This window comes from Rugosimonospora africana (genome assembly GCF_016862975.1).
GTDB classification, from domain to species: domain Bacteria; phylum Actinomycetota; class Actinomycetes; order Mycobacteriales; family Micromonosporaceae; genus Rugosimonospora; species Rugosimonospora africana.
The window spans coordinates 1-17894 of record NZ_BONZ01000108.1 but is presented as its reverse complement, the minus strand read 5'-3'; the positions used below and the strand labels follow the sequence as shown (position 1 = coordinate 17894).

Genomic DNA, 17894 nt, shown 5'->3' with positions numbered 1-17894 from the left:
CGTGCAGGATCTTGCCCGGCTCCTCTTCCCGGAAGTCGTCCAGCCGGGCTCCCTGCAGGCTGCCCAGCAGTTCCAGCGTGGTGGCGGCGAGTTCGGGCACGAACGGCAGCGCCTGAAGGCTGGTGAGGATGCTGTCCCTGCCGAAGATGCTCATGAACCAGGGCAGGCCGGCCGCGGGCAGCCCGCGACCCGGTGCGGTGATCGGCGCGAACCGCAGCGCGGCCAGGTCGATCAGGCTGCGCCGGTACGTCGACACCAGCAGGCCCCAGTCGCTGTCCAGCCGCGGCGCCTTGTCCAGCCAGGCGGCCAGCTCCTCGGTCATCTGCGGGTGCGGCCGGTCGTGACCGACCAGCAGCGCCCGGATGTCGCCGCCGGTCGGGCCGAGAATCTTGCTCTTGACCATGATCTCGGTGGTCCAGGTGTGCTGCGGTTCGATGCGCACGTGGTAGGTCAGCCCGTGCTCGTCGATCTGTGCCTCCCCAGACGGCGTGATTGCGGTCTCGCGCCGGAAGCTTCCCCGTTCGTACCCGAGGACCAGCGCATCCTCGGCCACCCGCGCGTACCGGTGCCCCTTCTTCGGCTTCACGTTCTTGATCTCCATCAGATCCGCGAAGTCGCACCCGGCCTCGATGCGCAGCGTGAGATCGGCCGGCTCCTGGTCGTGGTTGATGATGGTGAGCTGCTCGGCGAAGCTGGACCCGACCCAGCGGTGCCGGATGACCGACACGTTCGCGTCGATGTACTGCGCCGCCTCGCCCTGGATGAGGAAGAACCGGGTCTCGTAATACTGGAGGTCGTCGACCGACAGCGCCTGCAACCGCTCACCGTTGACGGTCAGCACCCAGGTCGACAGGAACCGGGTGTCGAACGAGAACATCCCGGTGGCGTTCGTCGGGGACTCCTCGAAGTCGCCGTTCGCGTCGCTGACCACGAACGTGTTGCCGAAGAGGATCCGTACCAGGTTGTCGCTCATCGCAACCCGAGGGCCAGTTGCGGGCCGCGCGCGCCGGGCGGACCGGGCAGCAGCCGTTCCAGCATGACGAGCAGTTGGACGTCGCCGTGCACGATCATCTCCGCGCGGAGCAGCATGGCCATCGCGTTCGCGCTGCCGGTGGCGACCCGGTCGAAGCGGGCCTTCGTGGTGTGCACGATGCAGTCCGCGTCGCCCTCGTCCCGGCTCACCCGCACGTTCCCCCGGTCGATGGTGACCGACCAGTAGAGGATCTCCGCATCGGTGGCGAGGTCGAACCGCACCGTGCCCCGGACCTGCTCCAGGAACGGGTCGTGGCCACGGCGTGCGAGCCGGTCGAACAGCTCGACGGTCGGGTCGGGCATCAGCCGCCTCCTTCCCGACCGCACGGGTCGGCCCCACCGCGCTCGGCGACACCGCACGGGTCGGCGGTGCCGGCACGAGGACGGTCACGATGACCGGGCATCACCCGCGTCGGGTGAACCGCACGGGGCCAGCGTCACCCCATTACCCGCCGGCCAGCGCGGGAACCGCCCTCTGCCGGCCGGTGCCGTCACGCGAACGACGGACAGCGGCACCAGTTGCCGCTCGGCGCGGCGGTGTCGCGGTTAACGTCGCGGGTAGGGCGGTCGGCCGGCCCGCACTGCGGGTCGGCCGGCTTGCGGGTACGGGGGAGGCGATCATGGCGGTCAGGACCACGACCGCGACCGGGCTGCGCGCCGCGGACCTCGAAGAACTCGGGAACCTGGCGGCACAGCTGCGCGCCGACTCGGTGCGCAGCAGTTCGAGCGCCGGATCCGGCCACCCGTCATCCAGCCTGTCCGCGGCCGACCTGCTGGCCGTGCTGCTCTCCCGGCACCTGCGCTACGACTGGGCCAACCCGGACAACCCCGCCAACGACCATCTCATCTTCTCCAAGGGCCACGCGTCGCCGCTGCTGTACTCCGTGTTCAAGGCGGCCGGCGCGATCTCCGACGAGGAGCTGATCAACACGTACCGCAAGTTCGGCTCCCGGTTGCAGGGCCACCCGACGCCGGTACTGCCGTGGGTGGACGTCGCGACCGGGTCGCTCGGCCAGGGCCTGCCGATCGGCGTCGGCATCGCGCTCGCCGGCCGCTGCCTCGACCAGTTGCCGTACCACGTCTGGGTGTTGTGCGGCGACAGCGAGATGGCCGAGGGCTCGATCTGGGAGGCGCTGGACAAGGCCAGCCACTACGGCCTGGGCAACCTCACCGCGATGGTCGACGTGAACCGGTTGGGCCAGCGCGGACCGACCGAACTCGAGTGGGACCTGGACGCCTACCGCCGGCGGGTCGAGGCGTTCGGCTGCGAGGCGATCCCGATCGACGGGCACGACCTGGAGCAGATCGACGCGGCGCTGACCCGGGCGCGGGGTGCCGAACACCCGACCGTGGTGCTGGCGCGCACGGTCAAGGGCCGCGGGGTACCCGAGATCGAGGACAAGAACGGGTTCCACGGCAAGCCCCTCAAGCCGGACGTCGCGGAGCGGGCGGTGGCCGCGTTCGGCGGGGTACGCGAGATCGTGGTACCCGCGTCGCCACCCGACCCGGTGCCGGCCCGCTCCCCCGACGGCGGCGGCCTGGTCCAACTGCCCCAGTACGAGAAGGGCGCGAAGGTGGCCACCCGCAAGGCGTACGGCGAGGCCCTGCTCGCGCTCGGCGCGCGGCCCACCGTGGTGGCCCTGGACGGCGAGGTCAGCGACTCCACGCACGCCGAGGACTTCGCGAAGGCGCACCCCGACCGGTTCTTCGAGATGTTCATCTCCGAGCAGCAGATGGTCTCCGCGGCCGTGGGGCTGCAGGTGCGCGGGTACCGGCCGTTCGTGTCGACCTTCGCCGCGTTCCTGTCCCGCGCGTACGACTTCATCCGGATGGCCGCCATCTCCCGGGCGGACCTGGCGCTGTCCGGGTCACACGCCGGGGTGGAGATCGGCGCCGACGGCCCCTCGCAGATGGGGCTGGAGGACCTGGCCAGCATGCGCGCGATCCACGGTTCGACGGTGCTGTACCCGTGCGACGCGGTCTCCTGCGCCGCCCTGGTGGAGCAGCTCGCCGACCGGGCCGGCATCAGCTACCTGCGCACCACCCGGGGCACCTACCCGGTCCTCTACGACAACGGCGACAGCTTCCCGATCGGCGGCAGCAAGCAACTGCGCGGCGGCGAGGACGACCGGGTCGCGCTCATCGGTGCCGGGGTGACCGTGCACAACTGCCTGGCCGCCGCCGACACGCTCGCCGGCCAGGGGGTCAGCGCCCGCGTCATCGACCTGTACTCGGTGAAGCCGCTGGACCGCGACGCGCTGGTCGCCGCCGTCCGGGCAACCGGGGGCCGGCTCGTGGTGGTCGAGGACCACTACCCGCAGGGCGGCATCGGCGCCGCCGTACTCGAGGCGCTGGCCGACCTCGGTGAGCCGTTGCGCGTGACTCATCTGGCCGTACGCGACCTGCCCACCTCGGGCTCCTCCGGCGAACTGATGGACGCGGCGGGCATCGGTACCGACGCCATCGTCGAGGCCGCCCGCGCGCTGGCCTCGGTACCTGCCTGAGCGCAGCCGGAGCCGGTTTATGGCGGAGGCGAGCACAGGCCCACACAGCAACCGCCTGAGCGCAGCCGGAGCCGGTTTGTGGCGGAGGCGAGCACAGGCCCCGCCCAACCGCCTGACGTCCCTCCCCGGTCGCGCTGTGACCGGCGGACAGTAGAGTGGCTCCCCATGGAGTTGCCGGACTGGGTACCGGAGGGCTTGGACGTCAACGTGCCCAACGCGGCCCGCATGTACGACTACGCCCTGGGCGGCTACCACAACTTCGCGATCGACCGCGAGTTCGTGGAGAAGGCCGAGTCCGCGATGCCCGGGGCGAAGCTGCTCGGGCACACCAACCGGGCGTTCCTCGGCCGGGCCGTGCAGTGGCTGGCCAAGGCCGGGATCCGGCAGTTCCTCGACATCGGGTCCGGCATCCCAACGCTGGGCAACGTGCACGAGGTGGCGCAGGAAGCCGCGCCCGACGCCCGCGTGGTGTACGTGGACATCGATCCGGTCGCGGTCGAGCACAGCAGGGCGATCCTGGCGGACAACAGCCGGGCGGTGGCGATCGAGGGCGACCTGCGCCGGCCGCGGGAGATCCTGTACCACCCCGACGTGGTGGGCCTGCTGGACTTCGCCCAGCCGGTGGCGGTGCTGACGATCGCCGTACTGCACTTCGTCTCGGACGACGACGACCCGGCCGGCATCGTCGGGGAGATCCGCGACGCGCTGGTGTCCGGCAGCTTCCTGGCGATGTCGCACGGTACGCCGGTCCACGACGAGCGGGGCACCATCCAGAGCATGTACCGGCAGACGACGACCCCGTTGCACCTGCGTACCGCCGATCAAATCGAGGCGCTGCTCGCCGGGCTCGAAATCGTCGAACCGGGCGTCGTTCCGGTCAGCGACTGGCACCCCGATCCGGCGGGTACGACGGTGCCGGCCCACCCCGGCGTACTGGCGGCGGTCGCCCGCAAGCCGTGACGCGGCGGTAGGCCGCGCGGCGCGGTCGACTCCGTCGCGAGCGGGGTCGTACCGCGCCGCCTCGGCGAAGGCGTTGCCGCCTCGGCGAAGGCGTTCGCTGCCTTGGCGAGGGCGTTTCGGACGAGACTGGATTCTTGTTTCCGAACGGACGATAATCGCGGGGCCGGCCTGTGGCAGCTTCTCGGGACCGACCGCTGAGCGGTCCGCTCACACTCCGGGCGGACTCGGCGGCCGATCCACGTGGCAGCCGCACCTCCGCAAACCCGGAAGGGACACTGATGAGGGAGCACGAGCTTGCTGCCCCGCCCGAGTCCGTTGCCCGACCCCGCTCCGACGCCCTGACCGATCTCGCCCCCGCAACCAACGGCGGCGCGGCACGCAACGGCGGTCCAGCACGCCAAGCCGCCGCAGTACACCAAGCCGCCGCAGTACACCAAGCAGGCGCAGTACACCAAGCAGGCGCAGTACACCAAGCAGGCCCAGCACACCAAGCAGGCCCAGCACACCAAGCCGCCGCGGCACCGGAAATTGTCGAGCTGGCCCGGGACTGGTTCGACGCGATCGCCCTCACCACGTTCGTTCCCGGCGGCCACGCCCGCGGGCTTCCCGTCCTGGTCGACTGCCTCGGCCAGTTCGCGACCGCGCTCCGGGCGCGCCCGCTGGACGAGATCGCCGGCTACCGGGTCGGCTCCGCCCTGGTCGGCGCGAACATGTCGGCACCGGAAACGCTCGGCGCCAGCCTGACCCTGCTCGGTCAGCGCCTCCCACCCGCGCTCGGCGTCGACTCCGAACCGGAGCGCTCGGCGCTCGCCGTGCTGCTGGGCCGGTTCGCCACCGGGTTCACCGACGCGCTGCGCGACCACGCCCTGACCGCGGCCGAGGGGATCCACCGCGCGGAACGGGTCGCCTGGCGACACAAGCAGCAACGCCTGCAGAACAACCTCCAGCACGCGCTGCTGCACGATCCGCTGACCGGCCTGCCCAACCGGGCCGGGCTGACCCGGCGGCTGAGCCAGTTGCTCGCCGACGCCCCCGGCGGCGCTCGGCTGGGCATCTGCCTGCTGAATCTCGACCGGTTCAGCGCCGTGTACGACAGCCTCGGCCCCGCCGCGGGCGACCAGATCCTGCTGGCCGTCTCCACCCGGCTGAGCGCGCTCGCCGCCCGGCAGGGCAATGTCGTCGCCCACCTGGGCGGCGACGAGTTCGCCCTGCTGATCGAGCGCACCACCAGTGCGGAGGACGTCATCAAGGCGACCGACGAGGCGCTGGCCGCGCTGCCGGAACCGATCTGCCTCGACGACGGGCACGAGATCTCGATCAGCGGCCGGGCGGGCATCGTGGAACGGTCGGCGGCCGGCACCGACCCCACCGAACTGCTGCGCGCCGCGCACATCACGCTCGGCTGGGTCACCCGCAACAGCCGGAGCCCGTGGGCGGTGTTCGACCCGCGGCGCAACGCCGCCGACCTGGCTCGGCACGCGCTCGGTGCGGCGATGCCCGCGGCGCTGCGCAACGGCGAGTTCACCCTGGTATACCAGCCGCTCGTCCGGCTCATCGACCGCACCGTGGTCGGGGCGGAGGCGCTGGCCCGCTGGCGGCACCCGCAGCACGGCCTGCTCGGTCCGGCGCAGTTCATCGCGGCGGCCGAGGACACCGGCCTGATCGAACCGCTCGGGCTGCACCTGCTGCGCCTGGCGTGCGCGCAGGCCGCCGAGTGGCAGGAACTCGCATCCGGGCCGCACCTGGTCAGCGTCAACCTCGCCGTGGCGCAGGTCCGTCACCCGGCGCTGCCCGCCCTCGTCGCCGACGTGCTCGACCGCTCCGGGCTGCCGGCGCACCAGCTCCAGCTGGAAATCACCGAGAACGCGTTCGACGACACGGGCGGCGCCAACCTGACCAACCTGCACGCGCTGCACGACCTGGGCATCCGGCTGGCGCTCGACGACTTCGGCACCGGATACTCCAGCTTCGCCTACCTGTCGGAGCTGCCGATCCAGGCGGTCAAGCTGGCCACCGGATTCCTGCGCGGGCTCAACCGGTCGGATGCGCCGCGGCGGTCCAACCGGACGATCCTGCCCGCGCTCATCTCGCTGTGTCACGACCTCGGCCTGACCATCACCGCCGAGGGCATCGAGACCGCCGCGCAGGCACAGCACCTGACCCGGCTCGGCTGCGACCTCGGGCAGGGCTTCCACCTCGCCTCGCCCACCGAGCCGGACCAGATCCCGGGCCTGCTCGGCGGGATCGTGAACGCGACGAACGAATCCCCGGACGAGCCGGCCTGACCGGTCCCGGCGGTCGGTCACCGGGGGGACATGACCTCCCAGAGATTGCCGCTGGCGTCGCGGAACAGCACGCCCCGGGCGGCGTACGGGTGGTCGGTGCGGCCGTTGTCCGGCTGTGCGGGATCGTTGCCGTACGCGATGCCGAGGCGCTGGAGCCGGACGAGGATCGCGTCGAAGCTGTCCGGGTCCGTGTCGAAGGCGAGATGATGTCCGGGCGCCCCGTCGACGGTCATGAAGTCGATGGTGAGCTGATCGTTGACCCGTACCGGTGCGAAGTGCCGGTTGGGCCCCTCGTACCGCAGTCCCATGATCTCGGCGAACGTCCGGGCCGCCTCCTCGTTGTCGCGGGCCGGAACGATGGTGTGGTTGAGCGTGATGGTCAACGCTGCCCCCGATCCGTGTCGAGCGCACCGTGCAGGAACAGGTCGACCACCTTCTCGGTGCTCAGCGTGGGTCCCGCACCGGGCATCCGGCCGTGCCCGAACATCAGGCCGAGAAACGCTTCGGTCAGCGCGTCGACCGGTCCGCGCAGTGCCGCGAAGTCGGGCTCGAACAGTTCGGCCACCGCCTCGTGGACCGCTGCCGTGGCGGCGTCACGCCCGGCCGACCGGCCGGTGCCGGCACCACGCCCGGCTCTGTCGACGTTGCCGGCGCCGTCGGACCCGTCGGCACCGGCGGCTTTGTCGGCAGTGGCGGCGCTGGCGGCGGCTTTGGTGGCAGTGGCGGCATTGGCGGCGGCGGCTTTGTCGGCAGTGGCGGCGCTGGCGGCCCCACGGGCACTGGCGGCATCGCTGGCGCTGCGGGCGTCGCGCGCGTCGGGCAGTCTCCGGCGGTGACCGGTCGCGCTCAGCACGCCGAGCACCGCGCCCATCCGGTCGAGGTGCGCGCGCAGCGCGTCGGCCGCGTCGACCAGCCGCGTGGCAAGCGATTGGTCGAGCGGGATCGAGCGCAGCTGGCCCAGCAGGTTCGTCGGATCCAACGCCTCGGCCACGCACGCGTCCAGCAGCGCGTCCTTGTCTGGGAAGACCCGGAAGATCGTCGCCTCACCGATCCCCGCCGCGCGGGCGACCTGGGCGGTCGTCACCGCCGTGCCGAACTCCGCGACCAGCGGCAGCGCCGCCCGCACCACCGCTTCGCGGCGCTGCTCGGGACTCATGCCCGGCGCCCGGCGCCGGGTAGCTGTGGGTTCCATGAGCACGAGGCTACGGAGTGAGTACTCACTCCGTCAATCGCCTTTCCGCGATGGGACCGATCGGCTGCCCCCTCCGGCGGCGAGGGAGCTGCCCTCCGGCCGCGGGACGGCACGCGCGGATCCCACTCGCCACCCGACGATCGTCCACAGTAGACACATCGTCGCCGGGCGCGAGCCCGCGATCGCCATCACGGTCGATTGGTCATACCGTCACCCCTTCCATCGCGACGGGACCTGGCCGACCTGTACCGGATGTGCCGGGAACAGCGTGCCGCGCGGGCGTGCCGCGAACCCCCTGAGCGGCCGAGGCGGGCGCGCCGCGAACCCCCTGAGGCGCCCGACCGTCCGGTTCCTCCCCGGCGTCCCGGATCGGGCCGCCGTCCCGAGTGTGATCGCGTCCCTGCCGGGTACCGCTTGGGCTGGAGACCGGTACGGGGGGACGATGGGCGCGGTACGTGACGTTCGGGTACGCCCCGCCCTGCTGTACCTGGCCAGCGGTTGGTCCACCCTCGTCACCGACGTGCACGGCCGCATCACCGGCAACGACCCGCAGGGGTTCTTCGCGCACAACACTCGACTGCTGTGCCGCGAACGCATCACGATCGACGGCCGGGAGCCGATCGCGTTCCACACCGCGAACGTAGGCGCCCACGCCCAACTGTCCTACGTGGAGCTTGCGGACGGCGAGAAGCTCCCGTCCGAGGCGTTCTACCTGACCATCGAACGCTTCCTCGGCGAGGGCCTGCGCACCCGGCTCGCGTTGCACAGCTGGGCCGCGGCACCCCGCCGGGTACGGGTCGCCGTCACGCTCTGCGCCGACTTCGCGGACACCCAGGAGGCCGAGCGCGGGTACACCGGGCGGCACGTCGAGGTACGGCGGGAGTGGCACGCGGAACACGACGAGCTGCGGCTCGTCTACGCCAGCCCGAACCCCGAACGACCGGAGCTGGACCGCGCCGTGGCCATCCGGGTCGAGGCCCCGGCGGCCGTGCGCTGCGCGGGCGACACCGTCGAGACGACGCTCACCGTCGAACCGCACGGGTCGTCGTTCCTCGACCTGGTGGCCGAGCCGGTCTTCGACGGCCACCGGATGGCCGCCCCACCGGCGAGCTACGCGGAGACCGAGGACTCGGCCGGCCGGGCCCGTGCCACCCTCGCCGCCGAGTTCACCCAGCTGCGAAGCTCCAATGTGGACGTCGCGACGACATGGACCACCGCCGCGAACGACCTGGCCAACATGCCGCTGGGTTCCCCGCCCGGGCCGGCCGCGCCGTTTGCCGGTGTGCCGTTCTACCAACAGTTCTTCGGTCGGGACACGCTGACCATCTCCTGGCAGGCGCTGCTGGCCGGGCCGACCATGCTGCGCGACAGCCTGCGGATCAATGCCGCGCACCTCGGCCAGCGGGTGGACGACTGGCACGACGAGGAGCCGGGCAAGCTCCTGCACGAGGCGCGCCACGGCCCGTTGTCGGCGCTGGGCGCCGACCCGCTCGGCGGGTACTACGGAGACTGGGCCGCGCCGCTGGACTTCCTGGTGTTTCTCGGCCAGTACCTTGCCTGGACCGGCGACCGCGCGACGATCCGCGAACTGCGCCCGGCCGCCCACGGCGTGCTCGACTGGCTGGCCCATCGCGCAGACCAGGACGGCGACGGATTCCTGGAATATCATCGCCGCTCCCCCGGCGGGGTGAAGAATCAGGGGTGGAAGGACTCCGCGACCGCGATCGTCGACGAGCACGGCGGGGTCGTGGACAACCCGATCGCGACCAGCGAGCTTCAGGGGTACCACTACGCCGCGCTGCGGCACGGCGCGTTCGCCCTCGCCGCCGTCGGTGAGCGTTCCCGCGCCGCCGCCATGGTGGCCCGGGCGATCAGGCTGCGCCGGCGCTTCCACTCCGCGTACTGGATGCCGGAGCACCACAGCTACGCGCAGGCGCTGGGGCCGGACGGGCGGCAGGTGCGGTCGGTCAGCTCGAACGACGGTCACCTGCTGGCCACCGGCATCGTGCCGCACCGGTACGCACCCGCGCTGGCCCGCCGGCTGTTCGCCGACGACATGTTCAGCGGCTGGGGGCTGCGCACGCTGTCCAGCGACCATCCGGCGTACAACCCGTTCAGCTACCACCGGGGCACGGTGTGGCCGGTCGACGCCGGTACCACCGCGTTGGGCCTGGCCCGCTACGGCTGCGTCCGGGAACTGCACCGGCTCGCCGAGGCCACCTTCTCCGCCGCCGCGCTGTTCGAGGGGCACCGGCTCCCGGAGGCGATCAGCGGCCTGCCGCGCGACGCCGCCCACCCGCATCCGGGAGTGCACCCGCAGGCGTGCTCGCCGCAGGGCTGGTCGGCCAGCGCGGTCATCGCCATCGTGCAGGCGCTGCTGGTGCTGCGCCCGATCGCCCCGCTGGGCGCGATCCTGGTCGACCCGCGGCTGCCGGACTGGCTGCCGGACCTGGAACTGGTCGGGGTACGCGTCGGCGACGCGACGTTCGATCTGGCGGTACGCCGGGAGGCGGGCGGCCGGGCCTCGGTGCGTACGAGGGGCGACCACATCACGGTGATCCGCCAGCCTACGCTGCTGTCCCGGTTGTCGTACCAGTTCCTCGACCGGTGAGCCGGCTGCAGGCCGGAACACCGCGGACGAACGCGTCCACCCGCGCCGCCGCCTCCCGGACACGTACCACTTCCAACTGGTCTGACTCGGCGTGTCTACGCCGCGCGAACCAGACCAGTCGTCAGCCGGGCGTGCACGTCACCGACGGGGACGGGTTGCTGCCGGTCCAGCTCGCCAGGAACCCGGCGCTGGTCGTCGCGCCCGGCGCCAGGCTGCCGTTGTAGGACACGTTCCGCAGCGTGACGCTCGCGCCCGCCTGGGTTTCCGTCGCGTTCCACACCTGGGTGACCGTCTGCCCGGCGGTGAAGCCGAGGCCCACCGTCCACCCGGAGATCGGTGCGCCACCGGAATTGCGCACGGTCACGTTCGCCTGGAAGCCGCCCTGCCACTGGCTGGTGACCGCGTACGTCGCCGTACACGCCGCGCCGCCGGCGGGAGGCGTCGGCGAGGTCGACCGGGACGGAGACGGCGACGGGGAGCGGGACGGCGAGCGGGACGGAGACGGGGACGACGACGGCGGTACCGAACGCGACGGAGAAGCCGACGGCGACGCCGACGGGCTGAGCAGCGCGGCCAGCGGCGGGTACCAGCGATTCGACATCTTGAGGTTGCCGGAGTCGTTGGGGTGCACGCCGTCCCCGGTGTCCGTGCTGTCGTCGAACCCGGTCCACTGGTCCACCACGATGATCGGGGACGCGGCCGTGCTCTTCGCGTTCGCCCAGGCCGGGACCTGGCTGTTGAACGCGACCACCCGCGCGGCGCAGTCCGGGCAGCTGCTCGGGTTCATCGGGAGGATCTGCGCCACCAGTACCTTCATGGCCGGGTTGCTGGCCCGCATCTGGTCGATCAGCGTGCCGAACGCCGCGAGGATGGTGGCCGGAGCGATGTTGCTCCACACGTCGTTCGTACCCAGGTGCATCAGCACGATGTCCGGGCGGGTGGCGGACAGCCAGCCGGGCAGCAGGTTCTGGTTCGCGATGTTCGTCGCGAGGAAGCCGCCGTGCCCTTCGTTGTCCCCGTCGTAGGCGACGCCGCAGCCCTGCGGCGGCAGGGTACCCACGAAGTCGATGTTCGTGTAGCCGGCGCTCTGCAGCCTGTTCCACAGCAGCGCACGCCAGCAACCGGGTGAACCGGTGATGGAGTCGCCCAGCGGCATGATGCGGGTCGGCGTGGCCGCCGACTCGGCCGGCCGGGCGACGGCCACCAGGGCGAACAGGAGAGCCAGCGCCGTGACGACGGCGCCGGCGATGCGCTTGAGCATGATGGGAGTCCTTTGCCGCTCGGAGATTCCGCGAGGATTGGCCGACCGCGTGGACGCGGTCGGCGCTCGGCGAGGCCCCGGCGGCCCGACGCTTTCCGTCGATGATAGGCGACGCTCGATGGATAGGCACCGCCCCATGAATGAATGCTTCTCGATGGATGCGAATCGGTGGACGGGGAAGCCGGCGGCGGGCGCGGTGGCGTATAACCGCCACGGCGCGTATTGGTCAACCTGACTCTCTTGCGCCACCGGGTGGGCGCTGACAACCTGACCGCAGCGCGGCTGATCATGCCGGCAGGGAAGGACGAGGATGCCCACCACCGTTGTTTCGCGCCGGCGCCGGTTCGCCACGTTGCTCGCCGGGCTGGCCGGTGCCGTCGGCATCGCCACCGCCGCGGCCACCGCCACGCCCGCGCTGGCCGCTCCGCCCCGGGTACCCGCGCCGACCGGCGGCACGATGTCCGGCGCGGTACCGGCGGCTCCGCCGGCCACCGGCACACACCTGGCCATCGGCACCCCCGCGAGCCTTACCGGCCCGGCCGGAGGCAGCCTGACCGGAAGCGCCGCGAACCGGAGCACCGCAATCCGAAGCACTGCGACCCGAAGTACCGCAGCCGGAACCAACGCGGCCGGAAACAACTACGTCGGCTCGATGGCCACGGCACCCACCCCGCTGCCGCCGTGGGCCGCCGGCGCCAAGGCACCGGCGAAGGCCGGCCCGTCGACCGGCGGGTCGGCCAGCAACGGTGCTCTGCCCGGCAACTACGGCCTCACCAGCTCGCTGCAGAGTTTCCTGAACGCCGGTGGTGTGGACGCGATGGGCGCGTACAGCCAGCTCGGCACCCGGTACGGGCAACTCCCCGGTACCGGAGAAATCATCACCAACGTCTCGGTCGGCGACCTGACCGACCAGTCCATGGCCGACGCCGGCGACGGGTACGTGCGGACCAACGGCCCGACCACCGTCGTGGTGGGCGGCCAGCGCTACCTCGACCTGCCGTCGATGCCGCTGATCCCCACGTACGTCGCCGGCTCCGACGGCAGCCTCGACCCGACCGGGTCGACCGAGGGCCAGGACTCGTCGCTCGGTGAGGTGATGCTCGACTTCGGCGTCATGGCTCCCCTGCCACACGACCGGCAGCGCGCCGGCGAGACCGGCAGCGGCGTCACCGACCTGCTGGGCATCGCGCCCGGCGCCCAGTACCGGCTGGTCGTCCCGCAGCAGGCCACCATCGACCAGATCGGCACCGCGCTGGTCGCCGCGGCCAACCAGAACCCGCGTCCGGACGTCATCACCGCGAGCCTCGGGTTCGGCACCGACACCGCCGGATTCCCCGGCCGGTACCTGGAGGACGACCCGGCGCTGCAGTCCATCATCGCCGGCATCGTGGCGCACCGGCACATCGTCGTGTGCGTGTCCGCCAACGACGGCACCCGGCTGTACACGCCGGCCGCGATCGGCCCGGACGGCGGCGCCACCGCCACCGACCTGACCCGCGACCCGGCGGCGCGCACGACCATCGACGACGACGCCTACTCCACCACACCCAGCGAGGTGCTCGACAGCGGCGCGATCGCGGCCGGCGGCACGACCCTGGACGACACCCTGGCCACCCCGGCGTCGTCGAGGTCCGGCACGGTCGTGGAGACCAGGATCAGCGGCGCGGGCAACTTCGCGTCCGGCTTCGGTACCCGGGTCAACCTGTCCGCGCCCAGCGACGGCATCGTCACGTTCCAGCACACCGCCGGCGGCGCCGCCGACGCCGTCACCCCGGTGCTGTCCGGTGGCACCTCGGCGTCGGCACCGGAGATCGCCGCGGCCGCCGCGGTCGTACTCCAGGCCGCGCGGCTGACCCACCGCGCGATGAGCCCGACCGACGTACGCGACCTGCTGGAGAAGACCGGCCGCGCGGTGCCGACCCCGGCCGCGATCGACCGCACGCTCCAGGTGGGCCCGCAGATCGACCTCAGCCGGGCGGTCGCGTCGCTGCTGCCGCCCGCGCCGAAACCCGCGGTGGTACGCGTGTCGGTGGCGCACCGCGTCACCATCGGCCTGCTCGGCGGACAGTTCCTGGAGAACACCGACCCGGGCGTGCTCGACCTGGCCGGGCCGGACGGCACCGGTGAGGGGCTGACCGGTCCGGTCACGTTCGGGCTGGACACCGTCGGGCTGCCGGCCAGCGGTCCGCTGGACTACGTGCTGCGCGTCGGCTCCACCGAGTTCCACGCGAGCCAGCCGTCGATCCGGGTACTGCCGGCCGACCTGCTCGCCGCGACCGGGCTGCCGGTCGTCGCCACCGCCGACCGGACGGTGAACTACACGCTGCAGGTACGCCGCGGCGGCACGGTGCTCGTCAGCACCGACCGCAGCGTGGTGGTCGGTCCGACCGACGGCACCTACACCGAGGCGAGCGCGCCGGCCGCTCCCGCGACGGCCAAGGTCGGCGCCCCGGTCACCGTGCACTACGACCTGACCGGGGTACGCGACCTCACCGCCCCGCAGATCGCGGTGTCCACCGTCGGGCACTGGAGCCCGGCGACCGCGCCGCTGTTCTCCGAGGGATACACGGTCGACCTGACCGCGACGAAGGGTACGGTCACCATCCCGGCCAGCGCGTTCCGCGGCGGTGCCGGGCTGTACGGGATCGGGATAGTGCAGAATTCCCAAGCCCTCCAGCCGCTGTACGGCGAGTTCACGCCGATCCGCCTGGCCGGCGACGGGTCCGCCCGGCCGGCCGCCCCGACCCTGTCGACCGGCACCGGACGCCAGGCCACCCGGTACGGGCACCTGGCCACGGTCACCCGCGCGGCCAGCGCCTTCAATCTCCGGTACGACGTGCGCGGGGTGCCCGGCGCAACCGGCGCGGTACTGGAGGTCTCCGCACCGGCGCCGACCGTGTACGGGTCGCTGAACACGTTCACCAACGCCAACGGCAACACCCGCGACAACGACGGCGTCAACGCCGGCTCGGTGCTCTACCTGCCGCTGGCCGGCAAGTCCGGCACCCTGCACCGCGACGCGCTCACCCTGGGCATCGCCACGTCGATGAGCTACGACGTGCGGATCCTCGCCACGGACAGGCACGGTGCCGTGGTCGGCCAGGCGTCACCCAGTTCCGAGCTCGTCATCGACGACGGCCTCGTACCCGACGACGGCACGGTGGACAGCTTCGGCATCGCCGGTACCGACTCGGTCGCCGCGGTGCACGACGGAGACGGCGCCTCGGTGCTCCGGTACGCGCCGTCGACCGGCCGGTACGGTGCGGCTCTCGCGCACGACGCCGACCCGGACAGCCGGTACGAGGTGTTCGGCGTCGACGCCGGTACGCACCGGGCGCTGGTGATGCGGTGGAGCTACGCGTCGACCGATCAGCGGCTGCTGACGTACGACACGTCGACCGGCAGGCTGGTCGCCTCGGTGAGCGTGCCCGGATCGCAGTACCAGGTGCTCGGCGGGCGGGTCGACCCGGCCCGGCACCGGGCCGCCGTGCTGGCCCGTCACCAGCCGGACAACGCCGACAGCGTCCTGCCGGTGAGCCTGGCCGACGGCACGCTGGGCACCGCGATCCCGGCCGACGCGCCCGGGATCCAGGCCGGCTGGTACAGCGGAATCGACATCGACTCCCGGACCGGCGTGGTCGAGCTGGCCCACCTGGGCGGCAGCCTGATCTGCATCGGCTCCACCCCGGGCGCGGTGGCCGCGGTGAACCTCGACACGGCCGCGGTGACCGCGTCCTCCGGCGTGCCCGGCTGCGCGTACGGATTCGCCTCCGACGGCCAGGGCGGGAAGGTGTACCAGCTGACCTACCGGTCCTTCTCCGTCAACATCCTGGGCACCACCAGCCTGGTGCCGGTCGACGCCGGCACGCTGACCGCCGGCACCCCGATGGCGGTGCGTACCCAGGTCGGACTCGGTGTGGCGGTGGACGGCACGCACCAGCTCGCCCTGGTGGCGTTCCCCACCCCGACGCCCAAGGCGGTGTTCGGGGTCCCCGGTGGCCTGCTCACCGACAGCAACTCGACCAGCCAGCTCGCGGTCGTGGACCTGGCCACCGGTACCACGATCCGGGTGCTGACCGGGCTGAACCTCACGTCCGGCTTCGGCGGCCCGTACGACGCCGACACCGAACGCTCGATCCAGCTCGACCCGGCCACCCGCACCGGGTGGACCTACGGCCCCGGCGACACCCAGATCCAGCAGTTCAGCTACTGACCCGAGGCGTGCGGGGGTCCCGGGCTCCGGGACCCCCGCGGCGTCTCGTGAGGGGCGGTCCCGTCAGAACCGGGGCGGGCGCCCGGCCATGAACGCCGCCACACCCTCGGCGTACTCCGGGCTCGCGGTCGCCTCGTCGTACAGCGCGGTCATCTCCGGTTCCTCGCCGCTCCCGCCGGCCATCACGCGGTCGATGACGGCCTTGGCACCCCGGACGCTGACCGGCGCGCGGGTGGCGATGCGCTGCGCCAGCGCGGTCGCCCGCACCGGCACCCGGTCCGCCGGATGCAGTTCGTTGACCAGTCCGATGCGCAGCGCGGTGGCCGCGTCGAACAGGTCCGCGGAGAACAGGATCTGCTTGGCCCAGGCCGGACCGACCGCCTCCACCAGGCGCCGGGTCGAGTCGAAGTGGTACACGATGCCGAGGTTGGCCGGCGTGATCCCGAACCGGGAGTCCTCCGCCGCAACCCGGATGTCGCAGGCCAGCGCGAGTTCGCAGCCGCCGCCGACACAGACGCCGGTGATCGCCGCGATCGTCGGGATCCCCGCCGTCGCCAGAGCGCTCGCGGCCGCGTCCACCGCGGCGGAGTACCGCCGGGCACCGTCCACACCGGCGCGCAGCGTGGCGAACTCGCTGATGTCCGCCCCGGCCGAGAAGTGCTCGCCGCCGCGCAGGATCAGTACGCGCGCGCCGCCGGCCCGGACCCGCTCCAGGTATCCGGGGATGGCCTGCCACATTTCCAGGCTCAGCGCGTTGCGCTTCGCGCGGCGGTCGATGACGATGCTCGCCAGCCGGCCGTCGAACTCCAGTCGTAGATGCTCGGACATGCGCCCATCCTGCCGGTCACCGCCCCCGGCCCGGTCCGCGCCCCTCAGGGCGGCCCGCCGCCTGATGCCCCGCCCCGCCCCGGCCGCGCTGTCTTGGCCGTCCCCGGCCGCTGCTGTGGCGGTTCGCCTGGAGCTGCGGGCCCCTCCTCCGCGGCGGCTCACCCGGAGCCGGAGGACCCTCTTCAACACGCTTTGCTCTGCTTACCCATAGGCAACACAAACGGCGTTCGAGTGTTGCGTCCAGGTAAGCAGAGCAAAGGTTCCACGAGGGACACCCACGGCAGACACCGACGACGCATCTCCGCGGCCGGCGGCGCGGGACAGTGCCAGCCGCGCCGGATAACGAAAACCCCCGACCGGTACCGCCGTCGAAAGGCCCAACGCGGGCCGGCGCGGGGATCGCCCTCCGGCGGAGGCTGGCGTCCCGGCTTGGCCGACGTGCACCGCGCATCTCGGAGAGCGTTCTCCGAGAAGGCCCAGCACGCCCGATTCATGCCGTTTTGTCGTTTGTTAGCGCGACCTCGTCGCGCTCCGAACGATTTGGTCGATGAGAATATCTGCGGCAATGGTGCCCGCGACAACAAATACCCTGGCCAGGAAGCATGAGGCCGACGACAGCGAGATCAATCGATCTTCCGTTACCGAAACGTGCCCTGCCGGCTGCCTTGACAGGGGTCTGAACCACGGCAACTCTCTCTTGGAGAGCGCTCCCCCATCAATGCCCCCGGATCCCTTTCCGGACCGTTTCCGTCCCAGCCCCACCGGCAAGCGCGACGACGCCGTCACCGACCGCCGCCGCGCGATGCCGCACATCCGGAACCTGGAGATGCCATGCAACTCGACGCTCCCCCACGTGCCGCTCACCGGCGCAGACCGCTCTACCTGCTGGCCCTGATGACCGCGGTGGTCGCGCTGCTCGCCGGGTACGCGCTGTCCACGTCCATGACGGCCGCCCACGCGGCGACCACCCTGCTGTCACAGGGCAAGCCGGCCACCGCCTCGTCCAGC

The 17894-nt window shown here is 72.1% G+C and carries 11 protein-coding genes; 5 read left to right on the top strand and 6 right to left on the bottom strand.

Annotated features, from left to right (window positions below):
• Together Raf01_RS45010 and Raf01_RS45005 are read right to left on the bottom strand one after the other, a co-directional pair.
• Positions 1-973 (bottom strand): glycogen debranching N-terminal domain-containing protein (locus Raf01_RS45010; RefSeq protein WP_275413201.1); only part of this gene is annotated, 973 nt, incomplete at its 3' end.
• Positions 970-1335, bottom strand: a complete 366-nt coding sequence (locus Raf01_RS45005) for an SCP2 sterol-binding domain-containing protein (protein WP_203924307.1) — start codon at positions 1333-1335, stop codon at positions 970-972. The genes Raf01_RS45005 and Raf01_RS45010, both read right to left, overlap by 4 nt.
• A 317-nt stretch (positions 1336-1652) precedes the next feature.
• Between Raf01_RS45005 and Raf01_RS45000 the strand changes: the two genes are divergently transcribed.
• The 3 genes from Raf01_RS45000 (at position 1653) to Raf01_RS44990 (ending at position 6781) form a co-directional block, all read left to right on the top strand.
• On the top strand, positions 1653-3536 hold the full coding sequence (locus Raf01_RS45000; RefSeq protein WP_203924306.1) for a transketolase: 1884 nt from the start codon (positions 1653-1655) through the stop codon (positions 3534-3536).
• Between the two features lie 165 nt (positions 3537-3701).
• On the top strand, positions 3702-4496 hold the full coding sequence (locus tag Raf01_RS44995) for an SAM-dependent methyltransferase (RefSeq protein WP_203924305.1): 795 nt from the start codon (positions 3702-3704) through the stop codon (positions 4494-4496).
• A 278-nt stretch (positions 4497-4774) separates the two neighbouring features.
• Positions 4775-6781, top strand: a complete 2007-nt coding sequence (locus Raf01_RS44990; protein ID WP_203924304.1) for a putative bifunctional diguanylate cyclase/phosphodiesterase — start codon at positions 4775-4777, stop codon at positions 6779-6781.
• Positions 6782-6798: 17 nt separating this feature from the next.
• Here the strand turns inward: Raf01_RS44990 and Raf01_RS44985 are convergent, their stop codons facing one another.
• On the bottom strand, positions 6799-7164 hold the full coding sequence (locus Raf01_RS44985) for a VOC family protein (RefSeq protein ID WP_203924303.1): 366 nt from the start codon (positions 7162-7164) through the stop codon (positions 6799-6801).
• Positions 7161-7973, bottom strand: coding sequence for a TetR/AcrR family transcriptional regulator (locus tag Raf01_RS50270; RefSeq protein WP_239134477.1), 813 nt, complete (start codon positions 7971-7973; stop codon positions 7161-7163). Before Raf01_RS50270 ends, Raf01_RS44985 begins: the two co-directional genes overlap by 4 nt.
• A 442-nt stretch (positions 7974-8415) precedes the next feature.
• Here Raf01_RS50270 and Raf01_RS44975 point away from each other — a divergent pair, with 442 nt between their 5' ends.
• Complete coding sequence (locus Raf01_RS44975; RefSeq protein ID WP_203924302.1) at positions 8416-10584, top strand: amylo-alpha-1,6-glucosidase; 2169 nt, start codon at positions 8416-8418, stop codon at positions 10582-10584.
• Between the two features lie 121 nt (positions 10585-10705).
• On the opposite strand, the gene Raf01_RS44970 is transcribed toward Raf01_RS44975, so the two are convergent.
• Positions 10706-11845: a cellulose binding domain-containing protein gene (locus Raf01_RS44970; RefSeq protein ID WP_203924301.1), complete on the bottom strand. Its 1140-nt coding sequence runs from the start codon at positions 11843-11845 to the stop codon at positions 10706-10708.
• A 310-nt stretch (positions 11846-12155) separates the two neighbouring features.
• Here Raf01_RS44970 and Raf01_RS44965 point away from each other — a divergent pair, with 310 nt between their 5' ends.
• Positions 12156-16058, top strand: coding sequence for a S8 family serine peptidase (locus Raf01_RS44965; RefSeq protein WP_203924300.1), 3903 nt, complete (start codon positions 12156-12158; stop codon positions 16056-16058).
• 63 nt (positions 16059-16121) lie between these two features.
• On the opposite strand, the gene Raf01_RS44960 is transcribed toward Raf01_RS44965, so the two are convergent.
• Positions 16122-16886: an enoyl-CoA hydratase/isomerase family protein gene (locus Raf01_RS44960; RefSeq protein ID WP_203924299.1), complete on the bottom strand. Its 765-nt coding sequence runs from the start codon at positions 16884-16886 to the stop codon at positions 16122-16124.
• Positions 16887-17894 lie beyond the last annotated feature (1008 nt).

Excerpts from the sequence above, each read along its gene's own strand:
- Raf01_RS44960 (WP_203924299.1), bottom strand. The coding sequence starts at position 16,886 with ATGTCCGAGCATCTACGACTGGAGTTCGACGGCCGGCTGGCGAGCATC.
- Raf01_RS44965 (WP_203924300.1), top strand. The coding sequence starts at position 12,156 with ATGCCCACCACCGTTGTTTCGCGCCGGCGCCGGTTCGCCACGTTGCTC.
- Raf01_RS45005 (WP_203924307.1), bottom strand. The coding sequence starts at position 1,335 with ATGCCCGACCCGACCGTCGAGCTGTTCGACCGGCTCGCACGCCGTGGC.
- Raf01_RS50270 (WP_239134477.1), bottom strand. The coding sequence starts at position 7,973 with ATGGAACCCACAGCTACCCGGCGCCGGGCGCCGGGCATGAGTCCCGAG.
- Raf01_RS44975 (WP_203924302.1), top strand. The coding sequence starts at position 8,416 with ATGGGCGCGGTACGTGACGTTCGGGTACGCCCCGCCCTGCTGTACCTG.
- Raf01_RS45000 (WP_203924306.1), top strand. The coding sequence starts at position 1,653 with ATGGCGGTCAGGACCACGACCGCGACCGGGCTGCGCGCCGCGGACCTC.
- Raf01_RS44995 (WP_203924305.1), top strand. The coding sequence starts at position 3,702 with ATGGAGTTGCCGGACTGGGTACCGGAGGGCTTGGACGTCAACGTGCCC.
- Raf01_RS44970 (WP_203924301.1), bottom strand. The coding sequence starts at position 11,845 with ATGCTCAAGCGCATCGCCGGCGCCGTCGTCACGGCGCTGGCTCTCCTG.
- Raf01_RS44990 (WP_203924304.1), top strand. The coding sequence starts at position 4,775 with ATGAGGGAGCACGAGCTTGCTGCCCCGCCCGAGTCCGTTGCCCGACCC.